This is a genomic window from Paenibacillus sp. SAF-068 (assembly GCF_051967555.1).
Lineage (GTDB): Bacteria > Bacillota > Bacilli > Paenibacillales > Paenibacillaceae > Paenibacillus.
In genome coordinates this window covers 235,608-260,715 of record NZ_JBQCJX010000001.1, presented here as the reverse complement: position 1 = coordinate 260,715, position 25,108 = coordinate 235,608, and the positions used below count along the sequence as shown (strand labels likewise).

Below are 25,108 nucleotides of genomic sequence, written 5' to 3'. Positions count from 1 at the left end.
CCTCCCATCCGTGGTCATATTGTCCTGTCCCTTGCTTTCCGTTAATATAAATGGAAAGGTTAGGAAATTAACCGATTCCAAATTCATGGCGGGAGGACAAGCAATGATGAGTCAGCGCGGCATCACATCGGAAGATCTTTATGAGATTACATGGGTTAACGATCCGACTCCGTCTCCTCAAGGCGGACAAATGGTATATGTAAGTCGGAAAACGAATGAAGCACGTGACGGTTATTGTTCTCACCTGAGACTGCTGCATCTGGGGAGTCAAAAGGACAGGCCCTTTACTTCTGGAGTGAAGGATCATTCCCCGGCCTGGTCGCCAGATGGGTCTCAACTCGCTTTTATACGAGAGACTGATGGTCAATCCCAAGTGTGGATCATTGCAACAGATGGCGGAGAAGCAAAGCAAATCAGTCACTTGAAACATGGCGTCAGTTCCTTTCTCTGGTCACCCGATGGCGATACCCTACTTGTGAAATCATCCGTGGATATGAGCGGAGATAACGAATTAAAACATACAGATTCCAAAGACGATGAGCCTAAACTGCCGCAAGAACATGTCGTGGACCGAATTCGCATGAAATCTGATGCAGGCGGATTATGGGACGGAAGACGTTCCCATCTCTTCACCATCGCGCCGATCGACGCAGAAGCTATCCCTGTAACTACAGGTCATTATGACGTTGGAGACTACGCGTGGTCACCGGACGGATCATTCATCACATGGATCACGCAAATGCCTGAAGAAGGCGAGGATCATAACGATTATACCCTGACCAATCATGTGTACCTTGCCAAGGCAGACGGATCAGATGTACAGCGGTTAACCCCGGACGGATATACGTTTAGCCGACTGACATTTGCACCGGATGGACAATCCCTGGCCCTGCTCGCCAGTGACCGTTCTTATGGAAATGCCACACTTGTGAAGCTATATACCCTCCCTGTATCAGGTGGCGAACCCGTATGTCTGAGCACGGATTGGGATGTACAGTTGAATCACAGCATTGTTGGTGACATGCGGTCACATCTGACAACCACGGGGCCTGTGTTCAGTCGGGATGGTTCATCCATCCTCTGTCTGGCGACCATTCATGGTAGTGTACGCATCGCCAAATTCGCAATAGACGGTAGCGTTGCGGAGTATATATTGCCTGATGAACAGGAGATTTATCAATTTGCCGAATTGGAAAATGGACAGATCGTGGCCGCTGTTGCCAATACGCGCAGTCCTGGTGACCTCTATATGTATGAACAACCGGAAGATTCCGGTGTAGAACCAATTCAGCTTACCCACTGCAATCCACAGCTTGAGGATGAGATCCATCTTAGTGCACCCGAGACCTTCTGGTTCAACGCCTCGGATGGCCTGCGGCTGCAGGGGTGGATTATGAAACCTCGCGGCATGGTTGACGGGGTCAAAATCCCGACTATTCTGGAGATTCATGGCGGGCCGCACATGATGTATGGCTTTACATTCATGCACGAGTTCCAGATTCTAGCCGCACAAGGCTATGCTGTTGTGTACATCAATCCACGCGGAGGGCTTGGATACGGGCAACAGTTTGTAGATGCCTGTCGTGGCGATTACGGCGGCGGCGACTATCGCGATCTCATGGAAAGCGTGGATTATGCCCTTTCCCAGTATGAATTTATTGATGAATCCAGACTGGGCGTAACCGGTGGCAGTTATGGTGGCTTTATGACCAACTGGATTGTTGGGCACACCGATCGCTTCAAAGCTGCTGTGACCCAACGTTCCATCTCCAACTGGTTATCTTTCTACGGTGTCAGTGACATTGGCTATTTCTTCACGGAAGATCAGATCGGGGGTAACGCGTGGGATGACACGGAAAAACTGTGGAAACATTCCCCGCTCGCTTATGTCGGCAATGTGAGTACTCCGCTGCTCATTTTGCATGGCGAACAGGATCTGCGGTGTCCCATTGAACAGGCGGAGCAATTATACATTGCGTTGAAACGCCGCAAGCAGACCACTCGTCTCGTTCGTTTCCCAGGGGCCAACCATGAATTGTCTCGCGGAGGCCATCCCCACTTAAGGGTACGCCGTCTGGAGCATATTGCCGGTTGGTTTAACGAGTACCTGTAAGTAACTGCGATTTTGCATGGAACCAGATGTGTTCAACCATAAAAGCCGCCCGTTGAAATCTGTTACGATTTCAACGGGCGGCTTTTGGCGTTAACTTTTGAATAATAGAAGAATACGGATCATTATACTTTGAATGACTCAAGCACGTTAGTATAAGGACGTGTGGTTGTACTCGTCGCTTACTCTTCACCCCACACTACGGTAACTTCATTCAGGTCCTTGTTGGTCGCAGATACAGAACCCGTGATCGTTACGGCATATTTACCATCTTCACGACCCACGATGCTGAAGCCGTCTGCCTCTATATCCTGAGTATTTTGAGTCAAGTTTTTGGTCTGATAGTAGTCTTTATAGGATGTTCCAACGGTTAACAACGTTTCTTTTGTTGTGTACGTGAGGACAACTTTTTTGTTGCCATCCATGATGTTCTCAACGAGACTTGTCGCCTTCGCATCCTTCGGTAACGGGAAATCTGCTGGCAGATACTTGGACTTCACGCCTGCAGCCTGTGTGTTAGTCCCTGTTGAGGTTGATGGTGATCCGCTGTTGCCTGTGGATGTGGACCCACCGGAGGAGCTTGAGGAGCCGATGCTCACTTTATTGTTTTGGGAATCATATTTCACTTCGGTCTTCAATGCATCTGCAATCGAACGAACGGGAAGATATGTACTGCCCTGATATGTAATTGGCGCAAGCTTTTTGCCCTGGTCACCTGTCGGTGTGAATTTCTGTCCGTTCACTTCAATGGCGAGTCCATGGTTCAAATAAGCTTTGATCGTCTCCAGTTGTGTACCTGCATATACGCCTGCCGATCCGGTCAACACCATGCCGAACACACTCGCAGTAATCAACCACTTTTTGCTTTTCATCTCTAAACGCCTCCTGGGTTCAAATGTCAGCCTTATGCATCATACGATTCAAGACAATCGCTCGATTCACACAAAAGACTCCTGTCGTTATGCTCATCATGTATGGGTACGAGCTTATTCGGATAACAGCCCGTTGTTCCACCAAATGTTAGCAATATAATAGCATCTAACAAGAGGTTGTAAACCAAATATGAACAAAACAGGACCAAGGGCGTATAAAAATAGTCTTTGTCATATGCCTGCTGTTCTCTGAGTCGTTAAGTTGTTCTTATATGAATAAAGTCCTGAATTCCGGACCATACCTATGAAGCTCTGCTTGCACGTTCAAGGGTTGCGAAATGAACCGTTATAGTAGATAATTATTTGTCGATTATGGTCGAGGGAACGGAATACAAGGGGGATTTTTACGATGAACAATAACAGTACATTTGATCAGTCTATTAACCGGATCTCTACTGGATCAGAGAAATGGGATGCACTTGAAGAGATCTTCGGTGTTGCAGATGCGCTGCCGATGTGGGTAGCCGATATGGATTTTGCTGCTCCACCATCCGTCATTGAGGCTTTGCAAACACGAATGGAACACGGCATATTTGGGTATACGGTGCGTACCGAAGCCTATCATGCAGCCGTTGCACGATGGATGGAACGCCGCCACAACTGGAAAATTAACGATGACTGGATCGTGTTCACGCCAGGTATAGTGCCCGCACTCAGCATTGCTGTACAACGATTTACGGATCCGGGAGATGCAGTGGTCATTCAGACTCCGGTGTATGCTCCCTTCTATGATGTGGTACGTGGTCAAGGCCGTGAACTGATCACCAATCCGTTGGCAGAGAATAATGGTCATTACACGATGGATCTGGAACAACTGGAATCCAGCTTGCAGACCGGTCGGGTCAAAATGCTGATTCTGTGCAGTCCTCATAATCCGGTTGGACGTGTATGGACTCGCGAGGAGCTTGAAAAGCTTACGTCGTTGTGTGTTCAATATAACGTACTGATGGTATCCGATGAAATTCATGCCGATCTTGTTCACCAGCGCGGAGCTCATACACCGCTGACCCTGATCTCGGACGCTGTCTCCGATCTGAGTATCATCTGTACGGCTCCAAGCAAAACGTTCAATATTCCCGGCCTTTGCACATCCAACATCATCATCCCTAATGAAAAATTGCGGGAATCATTCGCGCAAGGTGTCAAAACGATGGGACTTGCCGGTATCAGTACACTGGGGGCTGTTGCAACCGAAGCTGCGTACAATGATGCAGAGGAATGGCTGGAGGAGTGCCTTGCATATATCCGCGGAAATATGGCGTATGTACAGCAATATGTGGCGGAACATATGCCAAAGATCAAAATGCATCTGCCCGAAGCAACCTATCTGTTATGGATGGATTTCCGGGAGTTAAATATTCCACATGCACAACTATGCAATATGCTGCTTCATGAAGCAGGACTTGCCTTCAATGACGGGAGCTCCTTTGGAACCGAGGGTACAGGGTTCATGCGTATTAATGTAGCCTGTCCACGTTCCACGGTGGAAGAGGCGATGCGCAGATTATCTGTGTTACTAAGCAAGGCGTCGGACAAATAAGCCTTCAGTCACATTAATCTACGTTGCGAATGGAATGTGTATGTTCCTTAAATAACGAATACCTGTCAAAATGAAAAAGGGTGCCCCCGTCAAGTCCATGACTCACATGGTCAATGACTGCACAAGGGGCACCCTTTTTTTTGTATTCGATCCATTTCATTTTTCATAAAAATATAAATAAAATCACAGTGACATCGGCATCGGTGTAATTCTGTCACACAATCTGTTCAGCAAATCCCGATCATGGCTTATAATCAGTAATCCCAGATCACGCTGGCGGGCCACTTCCATCACGGTATGCCAGATCTGTGCCTGCGTGATCGCATCCAGCATCGTTGTCATTTCATCTGCGATCACATAGCGTGTCGACGTACCAAGTGCTCGCGCCACACAGAATCGTTGCAGTTCTCCACCGGATAATTCACCTGGTCTGCGGTCCAGCCAGGTCTGCTGAATACCCAATGCTTCGAGCAACTGCTCATCTTGCACAGCCGCCTCCTGAAGTACACGACGCATCCGCCAGCGTGGATTCACAGCTTTTTCCGGGTGCTGGAACACCAGCTGAACCGGACATACGCCTGTACGAGGGAGTGGTTCACCCTCCAGAAGTACTTGTCCTGCCACGGGTTCCGCATATCCTGCAAGGATGCGCCCAAGACTTGTTTTCCCACAGCCACTCGGTCCCCACAAGCCAACAACTTCGCCTTGTTGTACCTGCATATTCATCTGCTGGAACACCCACGATGTCTGATCATAACGGTAACTTACCTCCTGCGCTTCAAGTGACATGGAAACACCTCACTTCTCCGCCTCGTATCTCGCGCAGCTGAGGACGTTCGCGGGTACATGCTGCGGTTGCTGCGCTACATCGGGGAGCAAACGAACATCCTGTCGTGATCTCTTGACCTGCCAACGGCTGGGAACCTGGGAGTGGCAGAAATCCATTCTGGGGTAACGCATTCCAGAGGGCTTTCGTATACGGGTGGCGCAGACGTTCTCCAATTCCCGCAAAATCGTCCACCTGCGCTGTCTCCACATTGGCACCCGCATAAAAAACAGCGATACGATCGGCTGCCGTCAGGGCAGTCGTGACATCATGGGTAATCCACAGAATGCCTGCGCCTTGATCTGCAAGTTCGCGAAATTGCTTCATCGTCTCGGCCAGCACTTCGGGATGAATGCCCGGTGTTGGCTCATCGGCAATGATCAGCTTGGGCTGGCCAGAGGTCGCAGTCGCCATCAACACCCGCCTTGCCATGCCTCCGGACAACTCAAACGGGTATTTCCCGCCAGTTCCCCGTGGGAGATGATATCGCTCCATCAGCTCCTGCTCCGTCTTTTTTATCTGAGATCGATTCATGAATCTGCGCTTCCGTCCCACATCCCGGCTTACCGGCTGAACTTGGCTCCCCACCTTCATCAGCGGGTCCAAATAACTGATGGATTGTGGGATCAGCATCAGTTCGTCTCCACGCAATTGATGCTGCCGCTCCGGGGTCAAAGGCTCGCTATTGTAGCTAATGCTGCCTTCCAACCTGGCATTGGCAGGCAGAATGCCCATGATGGCCTGCGCCAGCACACTTTTACCCGATCCACTTGCGCCTACAACGGCCACAATCTCGCCCTCGTTTATGGAAAGATCCAGATTCTGAATGACATACGACTGTTCGTGTCCAAACCAGCCACGAGCGCGCCGAAATGACACTGACACTTCCTCAATATCAAGCAGAGCCATGTTTACCTCACCTCCCTTGAACTACCTGTACCCGTCAACGTCTTCAGACTGCTGCCCAATACATCAAATGCACGAACAACCAGCAACAATGCCAATCCCGGGAAAAAGGCGAGCCACCACATGCCAGCAGATAAATATCTCATCGACTCTGACAAAATAATGCCAATGGCCGGTTGTTGCGGCGACAACCCCAGCCCCAGAAACGTTATGGCTGCCTCATGCAGAATCGCATGGGGGAATATTAGCAGTACACCCACGAACAATTGTGGGATCAGATGTGGCAGCATATGCTGCACTGCAATCCGTAATCGCGATTGACCCAACTTGTGTGAGATCTGAATATATTCTGCGGATTTCAGTTGAATCATCTCCGCTCGCACAATCCGGGCCAGATTCGGCCAATGCGTCAGCGCGATGGCTGCCGCCACTCCTGCCAAACCTCCGCCGAAGACAAAGGCCAGCATAACCAGCGATACCAGATGAGGCACACTCAGGAACAGGTCGATGATCCAGGAGATGACCCGGTCAGCAACTCGGCTAGAAGCTGCTCCCAAACCCAGCAGTAGTGCGATCAATCCGCCACCACATGCAGCAAGCAATCCCACTTGAATACTGGTTGCCAGTCCTTTTAACGTACGCATGAACATATCTCTGCCGAGCCAGTCCGTGCCAAATGGATGTGCCCAGGTTGGAGCCAGATTCCGATCCATTAATGAGGTAAGGGTGGAACCAGCGGGTAGCAGCCTGCCCGTCGACCACACGAGGATAATCCAGATCACTGCAAGGCTTCCCCAGATCACCGCCCTTTGGCGAGGATTGCGGGAATGTCGGTCTCTGGCACGCGCATATCCTTTTCTAGGTTGGCTTGTTTCTCGTGCAGCCCCCGCGTGCAACAACTCCGGAGTAGTGTTGTACGGTACCTCTTGATTCGCCATGTTTACTTTCTGTACATCAGTTGCTTCATCCGTCTGCTCGGAGGAGCGTTCGATCGTCTGTTTCATGACATTAACTCCTCCTTCATCCGCGGATCGATCAAGCGATACAGAATGTCAGCCACCATATTACCTGTAAAAACAAAAATTGCACTGCACATCACAAGTCCGAGCAGCAGTGGAACATCACCGCGTAACCCGGCCTGAACCGTTGCCTGACCGAGGCCGGGGTATGAAAATACCTGCTCCGCCAGCACAGCCCCACCGAACAGTTCACTGAACGAAGCAAACTGTAGCGTGATCGCTGGCAAAACAACATGTCTGAACCCATGTCGACGGAACAGCTGAAATCCACGCTCACCCCGAGCTCTTGCAAACAGAATATAATCTGACTCCAGCACATCCATGAGCTTCTGCTGGGTATGCAAAGCAATGGAAGCTACCCCGGTCAGGCTGAGAGTTAACGCTGGCAGAATCATATGAATAGCCCGATCTCCCCAGGTCACCTGATCAGCCGACATCCCTGCGGGTACCCCAAGGCCAACTGGAAGCCATCCGAGCCACACCCCAAATACCATCAGCAGCAACAGCGCAATCCAGAATACCGGCGTGGAGGCCAGCGTGTAACAATACCAGCAGATCAGACGATCCAGCTTCGAGTCCCTTCTCATGGCAGCAACTACACCAAGAGTGAATCCAATGATACCCGATAGCATCCAGGCCACAGCCATAAGGGCGACAGAATTCATGAACCGTTCCTGGATAATATCCGCTACAGGCTGCCTGTAGATCATCGATGTTCCCAAATCTCCCTGAATCAGTGCTTGTCCCCAGGTCAGCAATCGTTCCAAGGGGGATTCATTCAACCCCCATCGTTCTTCGATTAAACTGCGCTGTTCAGCACTTACCCTGATCATGTCTCCACCAATGTAAGCTTCAATCGGGTCCACAGGGGAGAATTGCATTAATACAAAAGACAACACGCTGACTCCAATTAATAGAGATACGAGTCGCAACACTTTAAAACCAACAAATCTGGCCCATCCATTCCTGCCCGTCATCCAATCTCTCCCCAATTCAGGCTAAAGCTACCGATATGCCTCTTTACTTCGCGCTGTTATCCCAGGACCATTCCTCCAGATTGGATGTCACCGGCCAGCCGTGACCATGGGGGTGAATCTGCTGCTCGCCAATGTTTAGTCCGTTCGTAACCAGATACAGATGATCTATATTTACGAGCCACGCCCAAGGTGCGTCCCCCTGATAACTGAAACCTGTTGTTCCATCCCATTCCGCTTTCTGCCAGAAGGGCAATGCATCTTCCTCGCTCGTTGCCTGAAGGGCCTTGTCCATCCATGAATCCACGACAGGATTACTGTACAGTCCTACATTGTAATATCCTTCTCCCTTGTGGGTACTGCTATAGAGGTTATAGGTTTCCAGTGGATCATGACTGCCCCAACCAAATAATACAGCGTTGGAGTAAGCCATCTTTTTCGTCTCTTCACGGCTTTTGCCTTCAACATTGATTTTAATTCCCGCCTGGGCAACCATATCCGCAGTAGCTAACGCCAGAGATTGTCTTGTTAAATCACCTGCAAAATAAAGCAGATTGAACTCGGCCTTCACGCCGTTTTTCTCGACGATACCATCACCATCTGCATCCACCCAGCCACCAGACGCCAGAATGCGCTTCGCTTCTTCGAGATTGGCATCCGTAAATACAGCTTCTGCATTGCTCCAAGGCAGATCATCACTGACGGAATACGCTGGACGACCGTACCCTTCCAGTACGCCCTCCACCAAAGCCTTACGATCAATCACAGCGTTCACCGCTTGGCGAATCGCCAGATCGGATGTCACATCATTGCCTGCAGGAAGCCCATCGCCAGACTTGGCGCCAGCTGGCTGCATCGGGAACATGATCCCCCGGTTATCCACGGTTTTCACGGCCTCCAATGTCATGCCATTCACCTGTTGTTTACTAAACGCTGCCGGGATCGCAGCGATATCCACCGTACCTGCCTGTGCAGCAGCATAAGCCGCATCTTCATCCAGATAGAGGAAGGTGAGTTTGTGGAATGCAGACTTGTTACCGTAATACTCTTCATTGGCTTCAACGATGGCCTGTTGTCCTTTGTCCCACTGAACCAGCTTGTACGGGCCTGATCCAACCGGATGCTCTGCATAATCAGCGCCATAGGCGTGTTCAGGTACAATACCAAGTGTCGTCAGCAGACTGATGAATGTGGACTGCGGCGACTTCAATGTAAATACGACCGTGCTATCGCCTTGTGCCTGCACATCAGCCATGTTGGTCAGATCAATCACGGACCCACTCCGGGCAGCTGTTTCAAACGTAAATTTAACATCCTCAGACGTCAAAGGTTCCCCATCCGAGAACTTCACATCATCTCGAAGCGTAACCGTCCATGTCAGTCCATCTTCACTAACCGAATATGTAGTTGCCAAATCGTTAACCAGTTGCAACTTCGCATCCCTCTTCAGCAAGGTGCTCTGGAAAAGCGGCGAACCATACTGCCCCCATCCGGTTGTCGGATCAAATCCACCTTCCGGCTCGGTGCCCACAGCCAGCACCAATTCGTCTTTGGTGGGGAGAGTCCCCGGTTGTCCATTCTCTGCTGCTGATGATGCTGTCGGCGCTACGCCCTGTGTACAACCGGATAACCCAATGGAACATATAAGCAGCATGCCTAATCCTGTTCTAACTGTTAATCGTTTTCCCCATCTCCATGAAAATCTGTCCATTCTGGTCGTTCCCCCTCTATAATTGTTCAAAACGGATTCATTTCGTGTTACTTTTTACGGAAATTGTAGCACAAAACACAAAACTTATGTCAATAAAGTTAACTCCAAAATCCAAATATTTTCATATTGGAGATAAAATTGAGGGTAAACTCCATAATCGAGCCTCTAAATTGCTTTCACAAAGTCAGGTATTATTACAAACAACAAAAAAAAACAGACCGCTGGCATCTAGCCAAGAGTCTGTTTTAATTCCATTCGCTATTTTTCTAAAAATCTCACTCTTATTGATCTTAATCTGCAGAGCGATGAGGATGATTGTGAACATGCGTTCTGGCACTGTCACTGTGATGATGCGCCACACTTTGATCCGGATCAGGGTCCTGACCATGATTATGAGCATGAGCCAGTTTGTTGAGTTCATCCACATAAGTCACAGACAGCTCCGCATACAGTACCCCTTTTTGCACCTGGATTTGTTGATGCAGATGACGCAATCGTCCCAGGTTTCCCCGTACTGCAATAACCTCCAGGCATTGGTCATGGTTCAGGTGTACATGCATATTGGAGATGATGTCATGATGCGCCTCATGCTGGAGCTCCATCAAGCGAATGGGAAGATCACTGATATGGTGATCATAGACCATCACAATGGTGCCAGCCACATCCTGATCGGATTGCAGTGCAGAGGGTTGCAGTAACGTTTTGCGAACAAGATCACGGAAAGCCTCAGATCGGTTTTTGTATCCCTGTTCCTCAATATACTGGTCAAACTGCTCAATTAGAGGTGTTGGAAACGCCACCCCGAACCGCGTCAAATCTTCTTTGTCTGCCATGCTTCTCCTCCTGCGCCCTCATTTGCTTCGAGTGTACCACAGACTTGTCTGCTCATCGACTATACTGTTGCATAAATCGTACTGCCGAATGTATCGCCTGTTGACCAGCTTCACTCTTCAGATCAAATTGATAATCATGTCCCAGCTTCTCTGATGAGTTAGAGAAAAATAATGTTTCCGTATCAACATCAAGTCGCTTCAAGACTTGTGCCAGCTCAACCGATTGACTTGTCAGCGGGTCATCATTGCCTGAGGTAATAAATGCAGGCGGGTACTCCGCAGTAACCTGAAGCACGGTCGACATTTCATTCAGTCTTGGGTAGTCTTCGAATGTTTTGATTCCGGTATATGACCAGAGAAATGTACGTATAAGTGGAAATCCTGTTTCCGCTACTGTACTCAGATTGTAAGGACCACAGAATAGAAGAACTCCACGTAACTCTTCCGACTGAACGGATGATGTTATATTCATGAGCTTGGCGAGGGATGCATTCGTCACCACTGCCGCGGTCTGACTTGCAATCTGGGCACCTGCCGAATTGCCCGCCAGAAATATGTTTTCCGGGTCACCCCGATACTCACTGACATGGTTCTTCACGTAGGTCAAAGCCTGATTCGTCTGGATCACGGGAGTGGGATATGTCGTATCTGGTGCAAGCGCATAATTCATACTGACCACAACATAACCCTGTTTGGCTAATTGTACGGCATAATCTGCGATGTCCTCCTTGTCCCCCAAGACCCATCCACCACCATGAACCCACACCACCACAGGCAAAGGTTGCGATGTCGCGGAAGGATAATAGATATCCAGCGTACTGTCATTACGCCCTTCGTCTGCATAGGGTAAATCCACAACACGAGTTATTCCTTCGGAGATCATACGTTCCTTGCTGTTCGTATCTTGATTAGCAATCTCAATGAATGACTTTAATAAAAACACCGTTATTTTTGGTGTAAATTGAGCGCCAATTCCAACAGAACCGGTAATCAGGATTAGTAGTACGATAGGAATCCAATACCTTTTACGTTTAAACCCTTTTGTCCTCTCACGTTTCGTTTCCAACTTGGACTGCAACAGCTTCACCTCGTTCCATCATCATCGAAGCGCCTTTACATCTAAAGTGGTGTACGTTGCGGAGAGGACCGGGTTTCCTCTTATTTGGAACTCTTGTCGAGTTCCTGTCTGACTTTCACGTATGTAGTGGATACTTTTTGCTCCAATGTGTGGATATGTTGTTTCGATCCTGCCCACTTCTCCGCTGCAGCAGCAAGCGTGTTCAATGAGCTGAGTACACGTGATGTTTGGTCTTGCTTTGCACTCTGTTTGAAGTGTTGCAATGCGCCCGAATATCGTTCTTTCGCCAGGCTTGCCTGTTTTTTCACCGTTTGAATCTGTTTCTTCGCGGTGTCGGCCCCTGTTAGCATAGCTCGTAAACGTTTTATTTCAGCGTTCTTCCGTTTACGTGCTTCGGCAAGTTGCTTTTTTTTGATCCGGATATCTTCTCTGGCAAGCTGCACAACGGGTTTCAACGTCTCTGCCTGCGTACGGATTGCTGCACTCCATTCCTTATTTTTGATCGCTTTGGCAGCATCCAACTGTCGATTGACTGAACTGTACAGGGCGAATAACGGTTCATATCGGGCTTGGGTTTGCTTTACCTTTTCAGTTAGAGCCGCGATCTTCGCGTCATCGGTTTGTCTTATTTCTACACGTAATCGCTCCAATTCCGCGGTATTGGCGGCATGAAGTGTCTTTGTTTTTTGTTCCCAAGCCTGCTCTTGTGTCTTCCATTTCTCTACTTTCTCATACGCTTGCTTCAAGGTTAAACGAGTCTGTGTATCAGCTTTGCTCAAAACGGAATCCCAGGCTTTCTGCGCGGTTACACCAAGATCTATGCCCGCCGCCTCGACTGAAGAAGCAAAATAGATCAGGCCTGCGCTGAACCAAATCACAAGCCCTATAAGTAGGCGTGATCCGAAAATAAGATGAGTGAACGAAGGCCATTGAGAGCGTTGGACTTTACTGTGATTCATCATGTCATTATGGCTACCTTCCGTTAGAGAAAGACAAGGGTTTTCACTCATCTCCATTGGAGATAAATCTTCTAAAACTGTATCTTCGATATGCTGTCGACCCTTCTTTTCTTCCAATAAACCGTGATGTTCTACGAAGTGATGTGAGCTTAATCGTTCCAATAGGGACCAATCGCCTACCATGACTAACATGGCCTCCTGATCTTTTATCGTTTCCTTCCACGCTTCTGTTTGCATGCATCTCTACACCCTTTCTTCTAAAATATGTAGCAGAATAGCCAACGAAATCAGTGAACGACAAAAAAGCACCCGCAAGTCAGGCATTTGCCTGCTCTTACGGGTGCTTCCCACATAAGCCGTTCCATATCAGATTCGATTGATTACCGAGTCACTCGAACCTTCCCTTTTTCTAATATATTCCATTCGCTGTATCTGGTCAAGTCTTGTCTGGTTTTCCTGGTCTAATATTAACCCTTCAATCAACGGGAGAACCCTTCCCGCTTATGGTTAACAACTTACACAACTCAGCTTATTGATTGACCAGTATAGCTTTCATTTCCTTGGTTAAGTCTTCTTCTTTCAGCATCATGTAGATGTTCTCTCCACGAGATACATTCAACTTGATCTGGTAGATGGTATCTTTCTCTGTTAGATAACCAGACCGTTGACGTTTGAGCAGATCGCTAATGATATCTTTATTTTGGGTTGCGACCTGCTTCTTGATGCTCAGACTCCCATCGATGTATTCGGGCTGCGGAGTCGCCCACTGAAGCGAACCCGGACTGTTGATCTCCTGCTTCGCAAACTGTGCGGAGACAATCTCGTCTGCCTGGACAAGCAACTGATCGTATAAGTTGTTCTCCTTCAGCCAAGCCAATACCCGATCATAGCTGGGCTTGATCTCAAAATTCCACATCTCCTTCGGTTGATATGGATCTTTCGAAGACGAATCCTGGTTCATCTCCGCGTAGGCGAACGACTGCCACGGAGAGCGCTGTTCTTCATAGGTCTGATCCAAAATGTCCTGTCTTAAGAGCTCCTTGAACTCACGGACTTGCTCCGGATTGCTGATGTACACCTTTCGGTATGAACTAGTGGAAGAACGAATGCCAAAACTTAGTGCTTCTTCTTCCAGTTTATACGTTTCGAAGGCAACTCTTTTGTAATCCTGGGACTGTTTCAGAGCCATTAATTCCTGATGGAATTCGGCTTCTGGAATATAGTATTTACGTTGCATCACCTTGCCGTTAGCCAGCTTGTAATTAATAAATACATACTCATCGTTACGCATACCTGAATTGATTGGATCATTCAGTAAAGGTAGATCGGAATCCACGATTTTTTGATGAAGAGCGATAACTGCCCCCATATATTCCGGATCATTGGAATAGAGGTGACCGTCATCCATCTTCTGATTGACACCGTTGCTATAGATGTAACGATCCCCGCCAAGCTTGATGCTTGCAACCTTGTTCAGTTCAGGCACTCGGGCAGCGTATCCATTCCAGTCGGCAATAGGTACGTACAGTACCAGACCAGCGATGATACCATATAGAATCAGCTTGGGTAGCAACCTGCTGCTCCAGATCAGCCATGTTTTGCGAATAATCATCTCGGCAACGATATAACCAACAATGCCACCAAGAACATATCCGAAGATTCCCCATCCGGCTGATCCCCTTGGAGCAATAATCGTGAAGTATGCTCCGCCAATCAGAACCAGCGTAAACATTAAACCAAATCGGAATATAGGCTTCACAAGAGTGAATGTAACTGCTTGCGTAGCAGATTCAACCTGTCTTCTTGCATAGAGCATATAAGTTAGAGGAATAAACAGGATTGCCAATACCGAATAGATTAAAAGTTCTCCATTCGTGATAGGAGAATTACTGATTGAAGCCATACGAAGAACAAGTGACATTTCTTCCGCATTACGACCCAATTCATCGTACGGATATCCAAGCAAATAATGTTGAAGATGAAGTGACATAATGAACCACACGACAACAGGTAACAAGAGGAGTGCGTACACAGTGAGCCCCTGCAATACAGATTGACCGATACACATTCCGACTGCAACAGTTAGCATGAACATAAACAACGAGTAGATACTCATGCTCAAGCCCCACATCCAGATCGTACTGCCATCGAACAGAAAAGCAGGTTGATCCAATACTGCCCATACCCAGCCGGTAATTGCAGTTGTAATCCAGATTGGAAGAAGGATCATGGCATATCCAGTCAACAGATTAACCGTTAACAGATGTTTACGACGTAAAGGCAAACTATGATACAGATCAGAAGGTGCACCAGACTGAATATATCGAAAAAGAAAGATGCCAGCCGCTACAGGCAGTGTAATGGCGAACAGAATCTGCACTTCACCATTAGCCTGAAACAGACTTGTAATCTGTTGTGGCACGTCCCTGTACTCGGTAGCGATATATAGCGGAAGTGAGAGCAACAATGTGATCAGGTACAAAATGCCGATCCATCCATGCTGTCTGAAATTTTGGATCAGGATGCCCCGGTTACAGAACAATCGGTTGAATATCATATCCTGCGTCCTCCATTTCGTAGATAAATATTTCTTCGAGCGTCAGAGGCAGTACATCCAGCAGATACGGATCATGTATACGGAATTGATCCGTTACCTGTTGTCGGTTGCCTTTGACAATGTACAGGGATACACTTCCCCGTTTCTCTTCATGCAAAATATCAATCTGTTCCTCCATGGCTTTGGCATGGTCCGGGTGGCGGAAAGCAACCTGGATTTTATGCGTATCGGCCTTCAGATCATCGAGATCCTTCTCTACAATAATTCGGCCTTTGTGCATAATCGCCACATGGTCACACAGATCTTCGATCTCACGCAAGTTATGCGACGAGATGACAATGGTTACCTGACGCTCAGCCGCTTCCTGGAACAGCAAGTTTTTGATCTGCTGGCGCATGACCGGGTCGAGGCCGTCAATCGGCTCATCCATCAGCAGCACTTCAGGCATACAGCTAAGTCCCAGCCATACAGCCGCCTGACGGCGCATGCCTTTGGACATGCGATGCAGCTTGCGTTTTACATCCAATTTGAACACGGACGCCAGTTGCTTGAAGCGTTCCTCATTCCAGCGTGGATATACGGAACGATAAAATGAAGCCATCTGGGATATTGAAGATTGCGGGAAAAAGTAGGGCGAATCTGCCATGAAAATGGTGCGGCCTTTGAGATCCAGATTTTCATATATTTCAGCATCTTCGATACGAACAGTCCCGCTATCCTGACGATAAATGCCAGCCATCATTTTGAGCAGCGATGTCTTGCCTGCCCCGTTGGAACCGAGCAAACCGTAGATTGATCCCTTATGTATGTGCATCGTTACGCCATCCACTGCCTTTTCCTGTTCAAATGCTTTGACGACTTGATTCAGCTCAATCATGAGGCTCCTCCTTCTCTATACGGGCCATCGCTTCCTCAAACAAAAGCGTCATATCCGCTCTGGTCAAACCGGAATACGAAGCTTCTGCAATCAACTTCACCAGAGACTCTCTGATCTCATCTCTCATGGCTTCATTCGGATGTTCCACTGATGATGATACGAAGCTCCCTTTTCCCTGCAAAGAATAAATGTAGCCTTCACGTTCAAGCTCGCGATACGCTTTCTGAATCGTATTCGGATTCACAGTCAGCTGCGTGGATAACGTACGAACGGAAGGAAGCTGCTCGTCGGGCTTTAGAATACCGTATACGATCATCTCTTTGACTTTGTCCACCAGTTGCTCGTAGATCGCCTTACGACTGCGTACATCTAATTCGAACATCCCGCACCTCCTTTCGAAAAATGTGTTTATTACATATGGGTTGAAGAATGACTCTATCTGAGGTGTATGTGCAAATATCTGAGGTGTAGATTAATAAGATAATAGCCAAGATGTGTGTGTCCAACTTCAAGGTGTATTAACTGTACTACTATTATTAATACAGTTGAGTCGGGTTGTCAACAGTTGACTTTGACTTCTGGTTTTATTCGGGGTACGGTAAGAAGGATAAAACATATGGTATATTTGACATATTGTTTTAAACTGGAGAGCAGTCATTTCGGCTTAGGATGGGGTATGATCAAGGTGACATCCACATGCGGTTAGGTGAAACAGGCTTATTGAAGCGATATGACTACCTGAAGTGATCCGTCTACTTGAAGCGTTACGGTTAATTGATGTGATGTGTCTACCCGAGACGTATACTTGAGGCTTTTGACAGAATTACATGCAAAGGTTGTTCAGGTCTTTCCCCTTCCGTTATGATGGAGATGAAATATGGATTGATATTTACTGTATCTTGATTACTTTTTTGCGTCTTTAACCTGATGGATGGTTAGCTCTGTTATGCATAAATGTTGCGCTGCGTCATGGATCTATTGTCTGCACAGTAGTTGGCTGTTCAGCAAGTAATGTTGATTGGGTCGGGGCAGTCTTTTGCCTTTTAATCGTTTATTTGTTCGTTTGGAGTGCCAACTTGTGCTGTCCGCACTGAGCATACATATGGTAGATATGTCTTTCAAAGGGTGGACACGTACCTGAGTAATCAATCTGTAATTGGCATTCTACAAATAGATTATTTTTGATTTTATATCTTAAAACATCTATATGTAATGTTTCATCTTTCTGGCTGGATAGAGTGCCTTTTTAGAAAAAGTGTCCACTCTTTGAAAGACAAAATCAAGAGAAATGTCCTCTCTACGAGGACGATATATTCTCGAATTATAATAGTTCAAACGTACACGTACACGGAAATATAGAAGTCAGTCATAACCCGAAGAAGTGTAGCTAAAAGCTTACTGTAGAAAAGATTTTTTGGAGACATAGGTTAGGCTTCTAATACCTCACAAGGAGAATCGGCGATGAATGAACATGGGCAGGATGAAGAGCAGAATAATGAACCAAACGCATCACACGAAAGTAGTGGACACCACGGGGATTTAAACGGGGAAACAAACACTTCAGACAATTCAGATATTAGTTCGATCCAAGCAAGTTCATCACAACGTGTTTTAATTGTAACCGCGGTGGATGCAGAGAAAGATGCGGTCCTCCGCGGTTTGGGAGACACGGCCGCGGAACGTTTTGACGTCATTGCTGCGGGCGTTGGCCCAGCCTCGGCCGCAGCTGGAACCGCCGCCACATTGGCATATGCCGTAGCGGCTGCGAGCACAAGGGCGTTGGCGCAGAGTTCTACTGCGCCAAGCCCATCGGATGTGGCACAGACATCTGCCACATCCAATGGGCCGGGGCCCCTTGCCGGGACCGGCTCTTCACCAGCCTACATGCTGGTGATCAGTGCCGGCATCGGCGGCGGGTTCCCCGGCCGGGCGGACGTCGGCTCCCTCGTGGTAGCCGACGCCATGGTTGCTGCCGATCTGGGCTCGCAGACGCCAGACGGCTTCCTTAGCGTGGACGAGCTCGGATTCGGCTCGTCCATTGTGGCGGCGGACGCGGAGCTTGCCGCTCGCCTGCGTCATGAGCTGCAGCGGGCCGGCCTCGCTGTCAGCGGAGGCACTGCGGTCACCGTGTCCACGGCGACCGGAACAGCGGAGACGGCCGCGGAGCTATTGCGCCGCGTGCCGGATGCCGCCGCCGAAGGCATGGAAGGCTTCGGCGTGGCAACAGCTGCCCAGCAGTTCGGCGTGCCAGCACTCGAACTGCGGGCCATATCCAACGCGGTCGGTCCACGCGACCGCGACGCTTGGCGCATCAAGGATGCCCTCGATGCGCTTCAGGCTGCAAGTTCCATTTTACGGGAGGTTATTACATCATGAAAATTGCATTTTCCCCTTGTCCAAACGATACATTTATCTTTCACGCATGGGTGCACGGTTTGATCCCGGGCGCACCTAAGCTGGATGTCCGATATGCGGATATTGATATTACCAATGGTCTGGCGGCAAATCCCAATGGACCCGACACACCTGAAGTGATGAAAATATCTTATGCAGCACTGCCATACGTGTTATCTGACTATGCTCTACTCCCTGCTGGTGGCGCACTCGGCAGAGGATGCGGTCCGCTCGTTCTGACCGCAAACGGTACGACCGATCCAGCCTATTTGTCCGGACGACGTGTTGCCGTACCAAGCGAGCGCTCAACAGCTTATTTGTTGTTCCGTCTATGGGCAGCGCAAAATGTTCCTGGCGGCGTAGGTGAAATTGTTGTCATGCCATTCGACCAGATCATGCCTGCTGTGCGGGATGGCAAGATCGATGCCGGACTTGTCATCCATGAAGCACGGTTCACATACCAGAACTATGATCTCAAACTGATGACGGATCTTGGTAACTGGTGGGAAAGCGATACGGGTCTTCCGATTCCACTCGGAGCCATCATTGCACGTCGCAACATGGATGCTCACGCCCTCGCCGGATGGGCACGCGCCTCCGTTGAATATGCTTGGGCACACCCGGATGAGTCAAGAGCCTACGTGATGGAACACGCCCAGGAAATGGACCCTGACGTAGCTGCACAGCATATTGGCCTCTACGTTAATGAATTCAGCGCCAACCTGGGTGATGATGGGTATGGTGCGATTACTGCACTGCTTGGGCGTGCGATGAAAGAAGGACTCGTTCCCGAATTCGATCTTGATCTGTTGCGAATCTAGTATTTGATTATTTTTTAGCTGTTTCTTAACTATGTCTTTATTTATTTCTTTAGCTATTTTGTTGGCTATAACTGTACGCTCTACATCTAACGAACTGCATGCACCTTATTCAGCCGAATATCATGCTACGAGAACTCTAATGAATCCCAGACACTCTATTCACCTAAAAATGTGCCCTATCGCCCAAAACTCGGATCATTCCACACAATAACGCTTCTACGATTCGTTAGAAATGGGTATGTGCGTATTTCAAGCGAATAACGTGTGCTAGGTTCGTTAGACTTGTGAGCGTCACACAATCTCGACATAGAAACAAAAAAAAGCTGTCCCCTAACGTCAGACATATGACGGTGGGACAGCTCTTTGTTTTGACTATATATACAATTCTATATTCAACTTCTTATTTCAACTTTTTATCTACTTTATGTTCAACTTCATATTTTTACTCATATCTGCCACTCTACTCAACCTAAGCTCGACGTAGAAAGAAATCCTTACGACTCCACGCTCTCTACGTCATCTTGAACCCTACTGTACTCCAGTACACCAGCACTCCATCATCCCAGCCTACTGCTCTCCCATTCACAACTGCGGTCTACGATAAGAATCCGATCATCGCCTACGATCTGCTTCAACCGCAGCCGAACGTTCACAATCATCCCTCGCTATTCCCCCACAATTGTGCGGATCATGATCCGCAGCGCATCCAGCATCATGGGAATAGGCAGTGACGGAACGGAAGGCTGCAATACAGCCATCTCTGTTGAGGCTGGAAAGTGTACAAATCCGGCACGAATCGGAAGCTGCTCCACACGAATGTGATCCAGCACCCGGTACATCGTGTTATTGCAGATATACGTACCTGCTGTATTGGACACGGTAGCGGGAATCCCTGCTGCGGACATGTCATTCACCATGGCTCGGATCGGCAACGTGGAGAACAAACCGTCCGGGCTGCCTTCTACAATGGGCTCATCCACAGGAGCCTGTCCCTGGTTATCCGCGTAGGAGCCGGGGGGAATGTCTTTGACATTCACGGCGATCCGCTCCGGTGTGATGCATGTTCTGCCCTTGGCCAGCCCACAGGCGATGACGACATCAGGCCGATAGACTTCCATCTCTGCAATTAGCAGATCTGCACATTCATCGAAGTGTACGGGCAACAGCACTGTTTTTAGTTCAGCACCCTCCATCACTTCATTCGCAAGGGCTTCCATTAACGCTCCTGTTGGATTCACGGTATCCCCGCCAAAAGGTTCAAAACCGGATATGAGAATCTTCACCATCCTATGTCAGCTCCAATCTGTTACTCCGATTTGTAACGCAATCCCCACTGACCCCGAATCGTGTCCATCAGCTTCATGATTTCCAGGGATTCGTCCAGTTTGATGGTATTGCTCTCCGTGCGGCCTTCCAAGATACAACGTCCCGCTTCTTCCGCCTCAAAAGCATAACCGATACACGTTCGATCATCCGTGAACTTCTCCGGCTCGTCCTGACCATTCACATGCAGATAGGCTTCTTTGCCCGCCAAGAATAGAGGCAGACGAATCTTGCCTTCCGTACCGTATATGACCGCTTCATTACTGAGGTTCAGACGAATGGCAGCACTCAGTGAGGCAGAACGCCCCTCGGAATAGGATAACAATACGGAAAATTGCTCATCCACACCCGTCTCACCGATATTGGCCGTACTCCATACATGCTGGGGCTGTTCGCCAAAGATCATCGAAGCAAAGGAGATCGGGTACACCCCTGCATCAAGCAAAGCTCCTCCCCCCAGATCCGGATTAAGCAACCTTCCTTCCGGCTCCCAGCCGACACGGAATCCAAAGTCTGCCTGCAGCAAACGTACTTCACCGATTCGTCCTTCTGCAATCCATGCTCTGGCTTGAGCGATCGGCGGCAAAAAGCGTGTCCACATCCCTTCCATCAGGAAAAGGTTGCGCTCCCGTGCCTTCTCCACCAGTTGCTCCAGTTGACGCGCATTCATTGTAAACGGCTTTTCACAGAGCACCGCCTTGCCTGCCTCCAGACAAGCCATTACATTTTCCTTATGCACCGGATGAGGTGTTGCCACATAGATAATATCTACCTCAGGATCTTGCAGCATCTCATCATACGAGCCGTAAGCGCGTGCAAAACCATATTCAGCTGCAAACTTCTCCGCACTTCCCGCTGTCCGTGAACCTACCGCTGCTTTCACTGCGTTACCGGCATGCTCCAGATCCTTTGCAAACTGGGATGCAATCCATCCTGTGCCCATAATGCCCCAACGTACTTTGTCCCGTCCCACTACTTCTGTCATATCGAAGCCTCCCTACTGCAAATTTGGTTGAAAAGGTTCATGATTCAGATCAGGCCAACATGTTATCCCCTTTATTTTACCAAAAAGAAACGCCTGCGTCAGAAAACGTTTTCTATATTGTACGTTCATTAGACTTCCACCTCATCCGCACCTCGAACATATCTGTGTACATTTCAATTCTTCAATAGATTTGCTAAGATTATCAGCAGACTAAGGCCAAGAGGATCTTGTTCCTATCCATGCAAAGCGTATCCATAGATGTTCAAGAAAGACGTTCAGGTCCGCCAAAATATAGCACGTTCCCGATTCAATCATGACCTAAATAACTGTTTAAAAGAAAGGAGGTCGCTTAGCACCATGACAACCTTCCAAAGTACCGCCCACAGCAGCATAGATTCGCACCTGTTGCATCAGCAGACAAGTTCCACATCAGAAAAAGAATCCTCAACCCGTGCAGACCTGGATGCATTCCTGATGGATATCCTGATCGAATTCCGACAGGCAGAACAGATCATAACCCGTGGAAAATGGTGCTGGTCCACGACTGAGCTTGCTCATCATACCTTCATATATATGCACAAATTCACGGGCACACTAATCATGAATGGGACCGAATCCCACGTGGCTCGCAAATCAGCTTGTCTGTGCACACCAGGCACTTCTATTGAACTGATCGGAGATGAAGACCATGATATTGAACTATATGTCATTCACTTCGATCTGTATCGGGCTACGGAGAAAACAAAAGCCAGACGCATCTACGAACGTGAGCTCAGTTTACCGGTTACAGGCTGGATTCAGGGTCCATTTTACGGTATACAGCGTATTGCCGTGCAGCTTACACACCTTAACAACGCAAATTCGCAAAAAGACTTGAAAGCACAGCTCTTCCTGACGGAACTGTTACATATGCTCTGGCCTCAAGAAGACCCGACTGACGTTGTCGCTGGACAGGATGAACCCGAACAATGGCTCAGGTCCACCCTGCAATACATGCGCGAAAACTACATGCACGAGATCAAGCTGGAAAAGCTGGCCGAACTGGCTGACATGCATCCTTCCTATTACTCGCAGCTATTCAAGAGCCGCATGCAGAAGAATCCGATTGAATACATCACTCATCTGCGGATGAACCGGGCCAAGGAATTACTGCTCACTTCCGACCTGCGTATCCGTGATGTGGCTCGTGAAGTGGGTTACCGTGACGAATTCTATTTCAGCCGACGTTTTCGGAACCATGCTGGTTATGCTCCCACTTCCTATGCGAAGCAGGTCCATCGGAACATCGTGTCGCTTTCCTATCCATACACGGATCATCTGATGACACTTGGTATCACGCCATGTGCGGCTCAGATTCAGGGCCATCTGCCTCATATGCCCAAATCGCTGACACTGCCCTTCCACGCCTATGAACCTTGGGAACTGGGACGTCAGGCTTTCATGGATGTGAATCCCGAATTGATTCTGACCAAGGACAATGCCACTGGTAAAGCCATGGAGCATATTGGCGATGTCGCTCCCATTATCACGATTCCCTGGAACCAGACAGACGTCTTCGGTCATCTGCATCAAATTGCATCCATTGTGGATCGTACCCAAGCCGCGACAGATTGGCTGGATCGACATGAGCGCAAAGCGGAGCGTGCACGCAAAAAAATGAAGGAACTAGCCGTGGATATTACCGTTGCCGTTGGCACGTTAACGCCTAAAGGTCCACGGATGTATAGCCATCGCAACTTCGGACATGTCTTCTATCGCAGTCTGCAATTGGCCGCTCCTCAGCGAATTCAGAGCGAACTGGCTGGCAAATCACCTGGAGTCGGATTCAACTGGTTGCCCTTCACACCAGGAGAATGGGACGGACTGGAGGCAGACGTGCTGGTCCTCGCGATTAATTCTATGCATGAAAAGGCAACACTGTTGAAAGAGATGGCATCGAATCCACTCTGGAACAGCCATCCTGCGGTAAAAAACGGACGTGTGCATCTCATTGACTGGAACTCATGGGTCGTGTATGCTCCATATTCCATCAACATCCAGCTTGACGAAGCGCTCTCTATGTTGACGAACAAACCTTCACTTTTGTAATCTAAAAAATGTCCATCTCCCAAATCTTAATTTATGCCATGTACGGGCCTGAATTAAGATTCTATAATGATGACTAATTGATAATGATAATCAATAACAATGAAATGCGTTGTTGGTACCAAAGGAGTGACCCGTATTCAACATCCGGGACTGCCACATCGTCCATCTAATTCCAAAAAATCTGCGGTAACCGTTGGGCTGACGTTTTTGTCTGCCATAGCGATACTGCTGCTAAGCATGTTTGTCGCCATCTCTTTAGGTGCCAAAGGGCTGACCCTGGAAACCGTATGGGCTGCCATATTTCAGTACAACCCGACTTTGACACCACATCAGATTATTCATGAGCTGCGATTGCCACGTGTACTTGCCGCGGTTATTATCGGCGCTGCCTTTGCCGTTGCAGGAGCTTTAATGCAAGGCATTACGCGTAATCCGCTTGCAGACACCGGCATTCTGGGCATCAATGCTGGAGCCACTTTTGTCGTAGCCTTGAGTTTTGCCTTTTGGCCGGGACTGCCATACGGCTGGATCATGGTTTTATCATTCGTGGGGGCAGTTCTGGGCACACTGCTTATCTTCCTGCTTGGAATGGCAGCACCTGGCGGTCTGAATTCCATCAGACTGACCGTTGCCGGGGCCGTTATTGCAGCCATGTTAACCTCCCTTAGCACAGGCGTTGCCATTTATTTTGACCTGAGTCAGGATCTGGCCTTCTGGTATGCGGGAGGATTTGGCGGAATAGAATGGCGGCATCTGAAGCTGATTCTTCCCCTGCTGCTCGCCACACTCGTGCTGATTATGCCACTCGCCCGGCGTGTATCCCTTATGTCACTCGGAGAAGAAGTCGCGATTAATCTCGGGATCAACCTGCGCTGGACGAGGTTTCTTGCCCTCGCAGCGGTTGTTGTACTGGCTGGTGTGTCCGTGTCGGCAGTAGGCTCGATTGGATTTGTCGGACTCGTCATCCCCCATATATCTCGCAAACTGGTAGGCGTCGATTATCGACTCATCATTCCGATGTCTTCTCTGCTTGGAGCGATATTACTGGTGCTCGCCGATCTAGGCTCACGCATCGTGAACCCACCCGAAGAGCTCGCCGTAGGCATTATGGTTGCCTTTGTCGGTGTACCGTTCTTCCTCTATCTGGCCCGTAAAGAAAGGAGGGCCTTGTAGCG

At 48.7% G+C, this 25,108-nt stretch carries 20 protein-coding genes; 6 read left to right on the top strand and 14 right to left on the bottom strand.

What is annotated here, in order from left to right:
• Window positions 1–103: 103 nt before the first annotated feature.
• Window positions 104–2,113 (top strand): prolyl oligopeptidase family serine peptidase, encoded by a 2,010-nt coding sequence (locus ACTHPG_RS01060; protein ID WP_440387235.1) that lies wholly within the window; start codon window positions 104–106, stop codon window positions 2,111–2,113.
• Window positions 2,114–2,292: 179 nt separating this feature from the next.
• Here ACTHPG_RS01060 and ACTHPG_RS01055 read toward each other — a convergent pair whose 3' ends face one another.
• Window positions 2,293–2,982, bottom strand: coding sequence for a stalk domain-containing protein (locus ACTHPG_RS01055; RefSeq protein ID WP_440387234.1), 690 nt, complete (start codon window positions 2,980–2,982; stop codon window positions 2,293–2,295).
• A 409-nt stretch (window positions 2,983–3,391) separates the two neighbouring features.
• On the opposite strand from ACTHPG_RS01055, the gene ACTHPG_RS01050 reads away from it, so the two are divergent.
• A complete protein-coding gene (locus ACTHPG_RS01050; protein ID WP_440387233.1) occupies window positions 3,392–4,582 on the top strand; it encodes a MalY/PatB family protein in 1,191 nt (396 codons plus the stop codon).
• Window positions 4,583–4,765: 183 nt separating this feature from the next.
• Here ACTHPG_RS01050 and ACTHPG_RS01045 read toward each other — a convergent pair whose 3' ends face one another.
• The 11 genes from ACTHPG_RS01045 to ACTHPG_RS00995 all read right to left on the bottom strand — a co-directional run bounded on the left by ACTHPG_RS01045 (window position 4,766) and on the right by ACTHPG_RS00995 (window position 16,704).
• Window positions 4,766–5,371: an ABC transporter ATP-binding protein gene (locus ACTHPG_RS01045; protein WP_440387231.1), complete on the bottom strand. Its 606-nt coding sequence runs from the start codon at window positions 5,369–5,371 to the stop codon at window positions 4,766–4,768.
• Window positions 5,361–6,317: an ABC transporter ATP-binding protein gene (locus ACTHPG_RS01040; protein ID WP_440387230.1), complete on the bottom strand. Its 957-nt coding sequence runs from the start codon at window positions 6,315–6,317 to the stop codon at window positions 5,361–5,363. Before ACTHPG_RS01040 ends, ACTHPG_RS01045 begins: the two co-directional genes overlap by 11 nt.
• A 2-nt stretch (window positions 6,318–6,319) precedes the next feature.
• Window positions 6,320–7,318 carry an ABC transporter permease gene (locus ACTHPG_RS01035; protein WP_440387228.1) on the bottom strand — a complete coding sequence of 333 codons (999 nt, stop codon included), beginning with the start codon at window positions 7,316–7,318 and terminating at the stop codon, window positions 6,320–6,322.
• Window positions 7,315–8,310 (bottom strand): ABC transporter permease, encoded by a 996-nt coding sequence (locus ACTHPG_RS01030; RefSeq protein ID WP_440387227.1) that lies wholly within the window; start codon window positions 8,308–8,310, stop codon window positions 7,315–7,317. The genes ACTHPG_RS01035 and ACTHPG_RS01030 overlap by 4 nt, the downstream gene beginning before the upstream one ends.
• A 43-nt stretch (window positions 8,311–8,353) precedes the next feature.
• Window positions 8,354–10,018 (bottom strand): ABC transporter substrate-binding protein, encoded by a 1,665-nt coding sequence (locus tag ACTHPG_RS01025; protein ID WP_440387225.1) that lies wholly within the window; start codon window positions 10,016–10,018, stop codon window positions 8,354–8,356.
• Between the two features lie 290 nt (window positions 10,019–10,308).
• Window positions 10,309–10,851, bottom strand: a complete 543-nt coding sequence (gene nikR / locus ACTHPG_RS01020; protein ID WP_440387224.1) for a nickel-responsive transcriptional regulator NikR — start codon at window positions 10,849–10,851, stop codon at window positions 10,309–10,311.
• A gap of 52 nt (window positions 10,852–10,903) precedes the next feature.
• Window positions 10,904–11,929 carry an alpha/beta hydrolase gene (locus ACTHPG_RS01015; RefSeq protein ID WP_440387222.1) on the bottom strand — a complete coding sequence of 342 codons (1,026 nt, stop codon included), beginning with the start codon at window positions 11,927–11,929 and terminating at the stop codon, window positions 10,904–10,906.
• Between the two features lie 80 nt (window positions 11,930–12,009).
• Window positions 12,010–13,125 (bottom strand): hypothetical protein, encoded by a 1,116-nt coding sequence (locus ACTHPG_RS01010; RefSeq protein WP_440387221.1) that lies wholly within the window; start codon window positions 13,123–13,125, stop codon window positions 12,010–12,012.
• 292 nt (window positions 13,126–13,417) lie between these two features.
• The gene (locus tag ACTHPG_RS01005) at window positions 13,418–15,445 is read right to left on the bottom strand and encodes a hypothetical protein (protein ID WP_440387220.1); all 2,028 of its coding nucleotides are present in this window, start codon (window positions 15,443–15,445) and stop codon (window positions 13,418–13,420) included.
• Window positions 15,420–16,322, bottom strand: coding sequence for an ABC transporter ATP-binding protein (locus ACTHPG_RS01000; protein WP_440387219.1), 903 nt, complete (start codon window positions 16,320–16,322; stop codon window positions 15,420–15,422). Before ACTHPG_RS01000 ends, ACTHPG_RS01005 begins: the two co-directional genes overlap by 26 nt.
• Window positions 16,315–16,704: a GntR family transcriptional regulator gene (locus ACTHPG_RS00995; RefSeq protein ID WP_440387218.1), complete on the bottom strand. Its 390-nt coding sequence runs from the start codon at window positions 16,702–16,704 to the stop codon at window positions 16,315–16,317. The genes ACTHPG_RS01000 and ACTHPG_RS00995 overlap by 8 nt, the downstream gene beginning before the upstream one ends.
• A 1,079-nt stretch (window positions 16,705–17,783) precedes the next feature.
• Between ACTHPG_RS00995 and ACTHPG_RS00990 the strand changes: the two genes are divergently transcribed.
• Together ACTHPG_RS00990 and ACTHPG_RS00985 are read left to right on the top strand one after the other, a co-directional pair.
• Entirely contained in the window at window positions 17,784–18,698 is a 915-nt protein-coding gene (locus tag ACTHPG_RS00990) for a futalosine hydrolase (RefSeq protein ID WP_440387216.1), read from the top strand.
• Window positions 18,695–19,537 (top strand): 1,4-dihydroxy-6-naphthoate synthase, encoded by an 843-nt coding sequence (locus ACTHPG_RS00985; protein ID WP_440387215.1) that lies wholly within the window; start codon window positions 18,695–18,697, stop codon window positions 19,535–19,537. The genes ACTHPG_RS00990 and ACTHPG_RS00985 overlap by 4 nt, the downstream gene beginning before the upstream one ends.
• A gap of 665 nt (window positions 19,538–20,202) precedes the next feature.
• On the opposite strand, the gene ACTHPG_RS00980 is transcribed toward ACTHPG_RS00985, so the two are convergent.
• Together ACTHPG_RS00980 and ACTHPG_RS00975 are read right to left on the bottom strand one after the other, a co-directional pair.
• Window positions 20,203–20,823 carry a pyroglutamyl-peptidase I gene (locus ACTHPG_RS00980; RefSeq protein ID WP_440387214.1) on the bottom strand — a complete coding sequence of 207 codons (621 nt, stop codon included), beginning with the start codon at window positions 20,821–20,823 and terminating at the stop codon, window positions 20,203–20,205.
• Window positions 20,824–20,843: 20 nt separating this feature from the next.
• The gene (locus ACTHPG_RS00975) at window positions 20,844–21,845 is read right to left on the bottom strand and encodes a Gfo/Idh/MocA family protein (protein WP_440387212.1); all 1,002 of its coding nucleotides are present in this window, start codon (window positions 21,843–21,845) and stop codon (window positions 20,844–20,846) included.
• Between the two features lie 357 nt (window positions 21,846–22,202).
• Here ACTHPG_RS00975 and ACTHPG_RS00970 point away from each other — a divergent pair, with 357 nt between their 5' ends.
• Window positions 22,203–23,933 (top strand): helix-turn-helix domain-containing protein, encoded by a 1,731-nt coding sequence (locus ACTHPG_RS00970; protein WP_440387211.1) that lies wholly within the window; start codon window positions 22,203–22,205, stop codon window positions 23,931–23,933.
• A 99-nt stretch (window positions 23,934–24,032) separates the two neighbouring features.
• Window positions 24,033–25,106, top strand: a complete 1,074-nt coding sequence (locus ACTHPG_RS00965; RefSeq protein ID WP_440387209.1) for a FecCD family ABC transporter permease — start codon at window positions 24,033–24,035, stop codon at window positions 25,104–25,106.
• Window positions 25,107–25,108: the final 2 nt, after the last annotated feature.

What these genes read in the sequence shown, in the direction of transcription:
- ACTHPG_RS01060 (WP_440387235.1), top strand. Translation starts at nt 104, where the DNA reads ATGATGAGTCAGCGCGGCATCACATCGGAAGATCTTTATGAGATTACA.
- ACTHPG_RS01055 (WP_440387234.1), bottom strand. Translation starts at nt 2,982, where the DNA reads ATGAAAAGCAAAAAGTGGTTGATTACTGCGAGTGTGTTCGGCATGGTG.
- ACTHPG_RS01050 (WP_440387233.1), top strand. Translation starts at nt 3,392, where the DNA reads ATGAACAATAACAGTACATTTGATCAGTCTATTAACCGGATCTCTACT.
- ACTHPG_RS01045 (WP_440387231.1), bottom strand. Translation starts at nt 5,371, where the DNA reads ATGTCACTTGAAGCGCAGGAGGTAAGTTACCGTTATGATCAGACATCG.
- ACTHPG_RS01040 (WP_440387230.1), bottom strand. Translation starts at nt 6,317, where the DNA reads ATGGCTCTGCTTGATATTGAGGAAGTGTCAGTGTCATTTCGGCGCGCT.
- ACTHPG_RS01035 (WP_440387228.1), bottom strand. Translation starts at nt 7,318, where the DNA reads ATGAAACAGACGATCGAACGCTCCTCCGAGCAGACGGATGAAGCAACT.
- ACTHPG_RS01030 (WP_440387227.1), bottom strand. Translation starts at nt 8,310, where the DNA reads ATGACGGGCAGGAATGGATGGGCCAGATTTGTTGGTTTTAAAGTGTTG.
- ACTHPG_RS01025 (WP_440387225.1), bottom strand. Translation starts at nt 10,018, where the DNA reads ATGGACAGATTTTCATGGAGATGGGGAAAACGATTAACAGTTAGAACA.
- nikR (WP_440387224.1), bottom strand. Translation starts at nt 10,851, where the DNA reads ATGGCAGACAAAGAAGATTTGACGCGGTTCGGGGTGGCGTTTCCAACA.
- ACTHPG_RS01010 (WP_440387221.1), bottom strand. Translation starts at nt 13,125, where the DNA reads ATGCAAACAGAAGCGTGGAAGGAAACGATAAAAGATCAGGAGGCCATG.
- ACTHPG_RS01005 (WP_440387220.1), bottom strand. Translation starts at nt 15,445, where the DNA reads ATGATATTCAACCGATTGTTCTGTAACCGGGGCATCCTGATCCAAAAT.
- ACTHPG_RS01000 (WP_440387219.1), bottom strand. Translation starts at nt 16,322, where the DNA reads ATGATTGAGCTGAATCAAGTCGTCAAAGCATTTGAACAGGAAAAGGCA.
- ACTHPG_RS00995 (WP_440387218.1), bottom strand. Translation starts at nt 16,704, where the DNA reads ATGTTCGAATTAGATGTACGCAGTCGTAAGGCGATCTACGAGCAACTG.
- ACTHPG_RS00990 (WP_440387216.1), top strand. Translation starts at nt 17,784, where the DNA reads ATGAATGAACATGGGCAGGATGAAGAGCAGAATAATGAACCAAACGCA.
- ACTHPG_RS00985 (WP_440387215.1), top strand. Translation starts at nt 18,695, where the DNA reads ATGAAAATTGCATTTTCCCCTTGTCCAAACGATACATTTATCTTTCAC.
- ACTHPG_RS00980 (WP_440387214.1), bottom strand. Translation starts at nt 20,823, where the DNA reads ATGGTGAAGATTCTCATATCCGGTTTTGAACCTTTTGGCGGGGATACC.
- ACTHPG_RS00975 (WP_440387212.1), bottom strand. Translation starts at nt 21,845, where the DNA reads ATGACAGAAGTAGTGGGACGGGACAAAGTACGTTGGGGCATTATGGGC.
- ACTHPG_RS00970 (WP_440387211.1), top strand. Translation starts at nt 22,203, where the DNA reads ATGACAACCTTCCAAAGTACCGCCCACAGCAGCATAGATTCGCACCTG.
- ACTHPG_RS00965 (WP_440387209.1), top strand. Translation starts at nt 24,033, where the DNA reads ATGAAATGCGTTGTTGGTACCAAAGGAGTGACCCGTATTCAACATCCG.